An 8,411-nucleotide genomic window follows, 5' to 3' on the forward strand; every position below is an offset into this window, starting at 1 on the left:
GGCTCGCTCGCAAGCTCGCTCACGGAAGCTCCTCCTCGCGGGCGATCGCGTTGATCGCGGCCACCGTCATCGCGCTGCCGCCGCGCCGCCCGTGCACCACCAGGTGGTCCAGGTCCGGTCGTTCGGCAAGGGCGGCCTTCGATTCCGCCGCGCCGATGAAACCGACCGGTATACCTACAACGGCCGCCGGTTTCGGAGCGCCCGCGTCGAGCAGTTCGAACAGCCGGAACAGCGCGGTCGGGGCGTTGCCGATGGCCACCACCGCGCCGTCGAGCCGGTCTCCCCACAGATCGAGTGCTGCGGCCGAGCGCGTGGTGCCGAGTCGTTCGGCGAGCCCGGGCACCCGGGGATCGCGCAGCGTGCACAGGATCTCGTTGTCCGCGGGCAGCCGTTTGCGGGTGATCCCGGAGGCCACCATCTCGGCGTCGCACAGGATCGGCGCCCCGGCCCGCAGCGCGGTGCGCGCCTTCGTGACGACCTCCGCGGAGTACCCCAGATCCGCGACCAGGTCGACCATGCCGCAGGAATGGATCATCCGCACCGCGACCGTGGCCAGGTCCGGTGGCAGCGCCCCGAGTTCGGCCTCCGCGCGGATCGTCGCGAACGAGCGCTCGTAGATGGTCCGCCCGTCGCGTTCGTACTCGTAGTCACTCATCGTTTCCTCGCCGCCTCGACCGCCGCTGTGACATCCCCGACCGGCACCCCGTCGATCAGGTAGCCGTTCTCGGTCGCTTCCACCAGCACCACCGGACCGCGTGGTTTCCCGCAGTGGCGCCCGCATCCGGCCCAGTGCACCGGGCGCCCCGGTGCACCGATCGCCGCGCTCGCGTCCGCGCGGACATCGCGGATCGCCTTGGCGCAGTTGGGTTTACCGGCACAGGCCGTCACCCCGGCCCACGGCGAGTCCGCTTCGGTGACCAGTCCGGCTGCGGCGGCGGCGCGCACCGCGGGCGCCGGATCGGCCAGGTCGAGCAGCACCGCACCGCGCCACGGGGTCAGCCGCACCGCGCCGAACTCCGTGAGCGCCAGCGCCTGTTCCCGGGTCAGCCTGCCGAACGGGGCGAGTGTCCCGAGCGCGAACCGGCCGTCGAGCTGTTCGAACACGCCGATGCTGTCCGGCGCCGGGTCCTCGCGCGGGGCGGCATGGGGGAGCAGCGATCCGCCGAGCGCGGCCGCCACGCGCGCCGCGCCGTCCGGTACCTCGGCGAGCCGCCAGTGCCCCTCGCGGATGGCCAGGAACTCCTCGGCGGCGCGCAGTGCGAGCGGCACCGGGTCTCCTGCGCCGAGCGTGGTCGATGCTCCGGCGAGCAGCAGCCGCCATCCGTTGCTTTCGGCACGCACCGTGACATCCGCGCCGAGCCGCGCGACCTCGCCGCGTCCGTCGTCCACCGCGAACAGGAACCGCCCGGGCAACTCCGTGAACACTGTTCGCGAACACAGTTCTCGATCGAGAACACTGTTCACAGATGTGACGTCTGTTCCGCCGAGCCGCCCGGAGAACGGCGAACCGAGGATGTTGCGCACCCGCTCGTGCGAGCGCGAGGGCAACAGCCCGGCCGCGCGCACCCGTTCCTCGAACGCGCCGAGCTCGCGAACCGCGCGGACCTGCACATTGGCCCTGGAGGTCAGCTCGAGCGCGCCGTCCCCGAACTCGGCCGCGGTTACCAAGCCCCGCAAGGCATCGGGAGAGAGAACTCCACCGGGCACCCGCACCCGCACCAGCGGCCCATCGGCCGCCTGATGCGGCTCGAGCACCCCTGGGCACGCATCCGCCCGGTTCCGTTCACTCACCCGGACAACCCTAGAGCCTGTCCCGGCGCGCGCGGCCCCTCCCCGCACGCGCTCAGCAGTCGAGCAGCGCCGCGCGCGTGCGTTCCCGCTCTTCGGAGCTGCCGCGCGGATGCACGATGAGCTCGGTGACCCCGGCCTCGGCGAACCGCCCGCACCGCCGATTCGGGCAGTGGCGCTCGAAGCGAGCATCGTCACACCGGCCGGGGTGCCGCAGGTGTGTGCCAACGCGCTCGTGACGGCGTTCCGCGCGAACGGGTAGGCTCAGCGCGAACGATGCGGCGAGGAAGCCGGTGTGAATCCGGCGCGGTCCCGCCACTGTGAACAAGCCAGACACTCTCCGCATCGTGAACCCGCCGAGCAACCGGGGCGCGGACCCCGGATGGGAGTGAACAGTGACGCGAAGGCAACGAACGAGCGAGCATCGTAGGGCCGCCAGCGGCCCGAGGAGCGCAGCGAGTGAGGAGCCGCGCCGGTGATTCTCCTGCTGTCCACTTCGGACACCGACCTGATGTCCGCGCGCGCCAGTGGTGCCGATTACCGCCTCGCGAACCCGGCCCGGGTGGAGCTGGAGGATCTTCCCGCGCTCACCGAGGGCGCCGAGGTGGTCGTGGTGCGCATCCTCGGTGGCCGCCGTGCCTGGGAGGAAGGGCTGGACGCGCTGCTCGCCGGGCCGCGGCCGGTCGTGGTGCTCGGCGGGGAGCAGGCCCCGGACGCCGAACTGATGGAGTGCTCGACGGTCCCCGCCGGGGTCTGCGCTCAGGCGCACGCCTACCTGGCCGAGGGCGGCGCGGAGAACCTCACGCAGCTGTGGCACTTCCTCTCCGACACCTTGCTGCTGACCGGGCACGGCTTCGAACCGCCCGCCGCGATGCCGAACTGGGGGCTCTACCAGCGCGAGGCGCAGCGGACGGAGGGGCCGACGGTCGCGGTGCTCTACTACCGCGCGCACCACATCGCGGGCAACACCGCGTTCGTGGACGCCCTGTGCACGGCGATCGAGGCCAAGGGCGGGGTTCCGCTTCCGGTGTTCTGCGCCTCGTTGCGCACGGCCGAGGACGAACTGCTCGAAACCCTGGGCAGGGCGGACGCGCTGGTGGTCACCGTGCTCGCCGCGGGCGGCACCACCCCGGCCGCATCGAGCGCGGGCGGGGACGACGACGCCTGGGATGTCGGGGCCCTTGCCGCACTGGATGTGCCGATCCTGCAGGCGATGGCGCTCACCTCGAGCCGCGCGCAGTGGGAGGACAACGACGAAGGGCTCTCCCCGCTGGACGCGGCGACCCAGGTCGCGGTCCCCGAGTTCGACGGGCGGCTGATCACCGTTCCCTTCTCGTTCAAGGAAACCGACGCCGACGGGCTCACCCATTACGTCGCCGACGCGGAACGCTGCTCCCGGGTCGCCGGGATCGCGGTGCGGCACGCGCGGCTTCGGCACATTCCGAACGCCGAGAAGCGGATCGTGGTCATGCTCTCGGCGTACCCGACCAAGCATTCGCGCATCGGCAACGCCGTCGGGCTGGACACCCCGGCGAGCGTGGTCGCGCTGCTGCACCGGATGCGCGAGGCCGGGTACGACATCGGCGCCGAGACCTTCCCCGGGGTGGAGGCGAACGATCCGGACGCGCTCATCCACGCTCTGATCGCCGCGGGCGGTCAGGACGAGAACTGGCTCACCGAGGAACAGCTCTCCGGGAACCCGGTGCGCATCTCCGAGTCCGAGTACCGCGCGTTTTTCGAGAGCCTGCCCGAGGAACTGCGCGCGAGCATGATCGAGAAATGGGGGCAGCCGCCGGGCGAACTGTTCGTGGACCAGGCGAGCGGGGACATCGTGCTCGCCGGGCTGCGCGCGGGCAATGTGGTGCTGATGGTGCAGCCGCCGCGCGGATTCGGGGAGAACCCGATCGCCATCTACCACGATCCCGATCTCCCGCCGACGCACCATTACCTGGCCGCCTATCACTGGCTGGAGCAGGGCTTCGAGGCCGACGCGATCGTGCACGTCGGCAAGCACGGGAACCTGGAATGGCTGCCGGGCAAGACGGTCGGCCTTTCCGCGTCCTGTGCCGCGGACGCCGCGATCGGGGAACTGCCGCTGGTGTACCCGTTCCTGGTCAACGACCCCGGTGAGGGAACCCAGGCCAAGCGCCGGGTGCACGCCACGCTCGTCGACCACCTCGTCCCGCCGATGGCGCGCGCCGAATCCTACGGCGACATCGCGCGGCTGGAACAACTTCTGGACGAGCACGCGAACATCGCCGCGATGGACCCGGCGAAACTGCCCGCGATCCGCGCGCAGATCTGGACGCTCATCCAGGCCGCCAAGCTCGATCACGACCTCGGCATCGATGATCGCCCGCACGACGCGGAATTCGACGACTTCCTGTTGCATGTGGACGGTTGGCTGTGCGAGATCAAGGACGCGCAGATCCGGGACGGGCTGCACATCCTCGGCGCGGCACCGGAGGGTGAGGCGCGGATCAACCTGGTCACCGCGATGTTGCGGGCCCGCCAGATGTTCGCCGGCTCACAGGCGGTCACCGGCCTGCGTGAAGCGCTCGGATTCTCCGAACAGGGCGACGAATCCCGGGAGTCCACCGACTCCGCGGAGGGCACCGCGCTCGCGCTCGTCACGGCGATGGAGGAACGCGGCTGGGATCCCGAACGCGCGGGCGAGTGCGCGGAAACCGTGCTGGGTGCGCAGAACCGGGCCGTGGCCGAGGTTCTGGAGTTCGCGGCCACCGAGGTGGTCCCCCGGCTGGCGGGAACCTCGGGTGAGCTCGACGCCACGCTGCACGCACTGCAGGGTGGCTACGTGCCCGCGGGGCCGAGCGGTTCTCCGTTGCGTGGCCTGGTGAACGTGCTCCCGACCGGGCGCAACTTCTACTCGGTCGACCCGAAGGCGGTGCCGAGCAGGCTCGCCTGGGAGACCGGCCAGGCGATGGCCGAATCACTGCTCGAGCGCTATCGGCAGGACACCGGGGACTGGCCGCCCTCGGTCGGGCTCTCGGTGTGGGGCACATCGGCGATGCGCACCGCGGGCGACGACATCGCCGAAGTCCTCGCCCTGCTCGGGGTCCGCCCGGTCTGGGACGAGGCCTCGCGCCGGGTGACCGGGCTCGAGGTGATCGAGCTCGCCGAACTCGGCCGTCCGCGCATCGACACGACCGTGCGCATCAGTGGATTCTTCCGGGACGCCTTTCCGCATGTGGTCGCCCTGCTCGACGATGCGGTGCGGATGGTCGCCGAACTCGAGGAACCCGCCGAGCAGAACTTCGTGCGCAAGCATCTGCTCGCCGATCTCGAGGAGCACGGTGACCAGCGCCGGGCGCGCACCAGGATCTTCGGTTCCAAGCCGGGGGCCTACGGTGCCGGGATCCTGCCGCTGATCGAGGGCCGCAACTGGCGCGGGGACGCCGACCTTGCCGAGGTGTACGCGGTCTGGGGCGGGTACGCCTACGGCCGGGATCTGCACGGCGAACCCGCGCGCGGCGATATGGAGAACGCCTACAAACGCATCGCGGTCGCCGCGAAGAACGTGGACACCCGCGAGCACGACATCGCCGACTCGGACGACTACTTCCAGTACCACGGCGGGATGATCGCCACCGTGCGCGCGCTCACCGGTTCCTCGCCGCGCTCCTACATCGGTGACTCCACCCGTCCGGATGCGGTGAAAACCCGGTCACTGCAAGAGGAAACCACCCGGGTCTTCCGCGCGCGGGTGGTCAACCCGCGGTGGATCTCCGCCATGCGCAAGCACGGCTACAAGGGTGCTTTCGAGCTCGCCGCCACCGTGGACTATCTGTTCGGCTACGACGCCACGACCGGGGTCGTCGAGGACTGGATGTACGAGAAACTCGCGGAGTCCTACGTTTTCGACGAGCAGACGCGGAAATTCCTCGACCAGTCCAATCCCTGGGCGCTGCACGGCATCACCGAGCGGCTCATGGAGGCGGCCGACCGCGGTCTGTGGGCCGAGCCCGATCCCGAGACGATCGAGCAACTGCGGGCCGCCTACCTGGAGACCGAGGGCGATCTCGAGGACCGTTAGCGGCGCCGGGCGAACCGCGGCGCGTGTTCCGGGAGCGGACCGATCCCGATCAGGTAGGCGGGGATCGCCGAGAGCGCGGGGAACCGGCGCAGTACCCGCAGCATCGCCTCGGGTGGGCCGGATGTGCCGTCTTCGTCGAACACCACCCGGTGCAGCAGCCGCTGCAGGCCCTGCACGACCGTCATCGGCAGCCAGCGGCGCCGTTGCACGGCCGCGAGATCGCGCTCCCGCAGGGTGCCCCGGAGCAGCGGTTCGGCGAGCAGCCGGGCCGTGGCCACCGCGTCCTGCACCGCGAGGTTGATGCCCACCCCGCCGATCGGGGACATCGCATGCGCCGCGTCACCGATGCACAGCAGCCCGTCCCGGTGCCAGCGGCGCAGCCGGGAAAGCCGCACATCCAGGTGCTTCACCTCGTCCATCGAGGCCAGCCGGTCGATCTGCGGAGTGTAGTCCGGCAACAGCTCGCGCAATCGTCCGCGGAACGCCTCGATCCCGTCCGCGCGAAGCTGTTCGTCGATGCCCTTCGGAGCGATATAGGCCACCTGCAGGTAGCCCTCGCGCGGGATCAGGACCGCGAACTGGCTGTCTCCCGCCGCCGGGGTCAGCGCAGCGGGCATGTTCTCCGGCGCGTCCAAGCGGAACCACCAGGCATCGAAGGACACCGGGAACTCGTGCGGGCGCAGCCCGGCCGCCGCGCGCACCGCCGACCAGCGCCCGTCCGTGCCCACCGTCAGCCGCGCACGTAGCGCGCCCTCGCCGTCCGGGCCGTGGTAGCGCACCCCGGTCACCGTGTTCCCCGCACGGAGCAGGCCGGTGCACTCGGTGTTCATCCGCAGAGTGAAGTTCGGCTCCTTGCTCGCCGCCTCCGCGAGCAGATCCAGCAGGTCCCACTGCGGAACCATCGCGATGTACGGATGCGGGGTGCGCAGCCTGCTCAGATCGCCCACCTTCACCGGTGTGCCGTTGACCGGGACCGAGACCGAGTCCACCTTGCTGTGCGGCAGCTGCTCGAACTTCGCCCACAGCCCCAGCTCGTCCAGCAGCCGCAGCGTCGAGGGGTGCACCGTGTCCCCGCGGAAATCCCGCAGGAAATCCGCGTGCTTCTCCAACACCGTCACCTCGACACCTGCCCGGGCCAGTAGCAGGCCCAGCATCATGCCCGCGGGGCCACCGCCGACGACGCAGACCTCGGTGCGCTCCATGACCCACCACCCCTTTCCAACGTGTGTTGAATTAACCTCAGAATGCACCCGTCACCGCTGGTGCGTCAAGCGGGTACCCCGATTCGGCGACCGCGCGGGCATGGTCTACTCTTATGTCTCGGCGGTACGGCACAGACCGTGCCGCTGCACTGTGTAAGCAGTGGGGTATGGTGTAATTGGCAGCACGACTGGTTCTGGTCCAGTTAGTCTAGGTTCGAGTCCTGGTACCCCAGCGGTTCGACGACCAGTCGTCAGCCAAAGCAAGCCCCCGTCGTCTAGCGGCCTAGGACGCCGGCCTCTCACGCCGGTAGCGTGGGTTCGAATCCCATCGGGGGTACGTACCAGTTCGACGCAAGAAGCGCCTGCTCTCCGAGCAGGCGCTTCTTGCGTTTCTGCCATGGTGTTGATCCTCTGCCGTGCTCGTGACCGTAGGTGTGTGGTCTGCGGGCAGGGTGATGGTGATCGTCGCCTTCTGGATGTCGTTGTGAAGCTCCACACGTAGTTGGGTGATCTCGAAGAGTTCGAGTAATAGATCTTCGGGGGCGTCGCTGAGGTTGGCGGAGAGCAGGGGAGTGCGTCGAGCATCTCCTGGCCTTGGTCGGTTGGCGTTTCTGGGGCGGTCTGCTCTGCGGTGTCGAGTTCGGCGAGCTCTAGCAGTGTGGCGTTGGTGTTGCCGTGCCTTGATCTCGATCCAAGGCCCCCACCTCCGGGCACGCGTTCTCCGGTACACGCGACGACACCACCACCGAGCCCGGTGTCCACGAAAGTCTGTACGCCGACCGGCCCGGTATCCGCCTCGACGTTCACAGCCCCGAAACCCCGCGCGCGGGCCACATCGCCTGGCTCGCCTGGCGAAAGCTCGCCAGCTGGCTCGTTCCCGGCCTCGACCAAGGGCGGGCACGGCTGCTGGCCCGCGTCGAAACCGTGCACGGTCCGCTGTACAGGGGACTCGCCGTCAAGGCAGCTCCGGACTACCGGAACTCGATCGCGGCAAAGCCCTGCAACTACTCGCACCGGAACAACAAGATCGACGGCAACCACGACGGGCAAGGCCGACCCAACCAGCCCCGCCGATGCGCTACCCACACAAGCCAACTTGCAAGGAAGACCACCCTCCCCAGAAAATCTGGCAGCCCAATACCAGGCCACCGCAGCACACCGAATCTCAAGAGACCAACTCCAACCCGGCGACCTCCTCTTTGCGGAAGCACCCCAGCGGCATCCACCACGTCGTCATCCACAGCGGCAACAACCACCAAGTGGAAGCACCGCGATCGGGCGAGGAAATCCACGAGACCAAGCTCCGGGCAGACACCGATGGACTTCCCCTGAAATCGTGGAGGGTTTGGTGTGAGCTTCCCCTTGAA

5 protein-coding genes, 2 tRNA genes and 1 riboswitch are annotated in these 8,411 nt (G+C 69.5%); of the genes, 4 read left to right on the forward strand and 3 right to left on the reverse strand.

Annotation, left to right across the window (positions count from 1 at the left end):
• Window positions 1–19 precede the first annotated feature (19 nt).
• On the reverse strand, window positions 20–655 hold the full coding sequence (locus AD72_RS25480) for a precorrin-8X methylmutase (protein ID WP_031469116.1): 636 nt from the start codon (window positions 653–655) through the stop codon (window positions 20–22).
• Window positions 652–1,791 carry a hypothetical protein gene (locus AD72_RS25485; protein ID WP_063890797.1) on the reverse strand — a complete coding sequence of 380 codons (1,140 nt, stop codon included), beginning with the start codon at window positions 1,789–1,791 and terminating at the stop codon, window positions 652–654. Before AD72_RS25485 ends, AD72_RS25480 begins: the two co-directional genes overlap by 4 nt.
• A 109-nt stretch (window positions 1,792–1,900) precedes the next feature.
• Here AD72_RS25485 and AD72_RS37730 point away from each other — a divergent pair, with 109 nt between their 5' ends.
• Together AD72_RS37730 and cobN are read left to right on the forward strand one after the other, a co-directional pair.
• Window positions 1,901–2,050 carry a hypothetical protein gene (locus tag AD72_RS37730; RefSeq protein ID WP_231644960.1) on the forward strand — a complete coding sequence of 50 codons (150 nt, stop codon included), beginning with the start codon at window positions 1,901–1,903 and terminating at the stop codon, window positions 2,048–2,050.
• Window positions 2,051–2,071: 21 nt separating this feature from the next.
• Window positions 2,072–2,127, forward strand: a riboswitch (cobalamin riboswitch).
• A 136-nt stretch (window positions 2,128–2,263) separates the two neighbouring features.
• Window positions 2,264–5,842, forward strand: a complete 3,579-nt coding sequence (gene cobN, locus AD72_RS25490) for a cobaltochelatase subunit CobN (protein WP_031469118.1) — start codon at window positions 2,264–2,266, stop codon at window positions 5,840–5,842.
• On the opposite strand, the gene AD72_RS25495 is transcribed toward cobN, so the two are convergent.
• Complete coding sequence (locus AD72_RS25495) at window positions 5,839–7,044, reverse strand: FAD-dependent oxidoreductase (protein ID WP_031469119.1); 1,206 nt, start codon at window positions 7,042–7,044, stop codon at window positions 5,839–5,841. The two genes, cobN and AD72_RS25495, sit on opposite strands and share 4 nt — an antisense overlap.
• Before the next feature lie 161 nt (window positions 7,045–7,205).
• Between AD72_RS25495 and AD72_RS25500 the strand changes: the two genes are divergently transcribed.
• A tRNA-Gln gene (locus AD72_RS25500) sits at window positions 7,206–7,277 on the forward strand.
• Window positions 7,278–7,308: 31 nt separating this feature from the next.
• Window positions 7,309–7,381 (forward strand) — tRNA-Glu (locus AD72_RS25505).
• The last annotated feature ends 1,030 nt before the right edge of the window (window positions 7,382–8,411 follow it).

Source organism: Sciscionella sediminilitoris (assembly GCF_000737195.2).
Lineage (GTDB): Bacteria > Actinomycetota > Actinomycetes > Mycobacteriales > Pseudonocardiaceae > Sciscionella > Sciscionella sediminilitoris.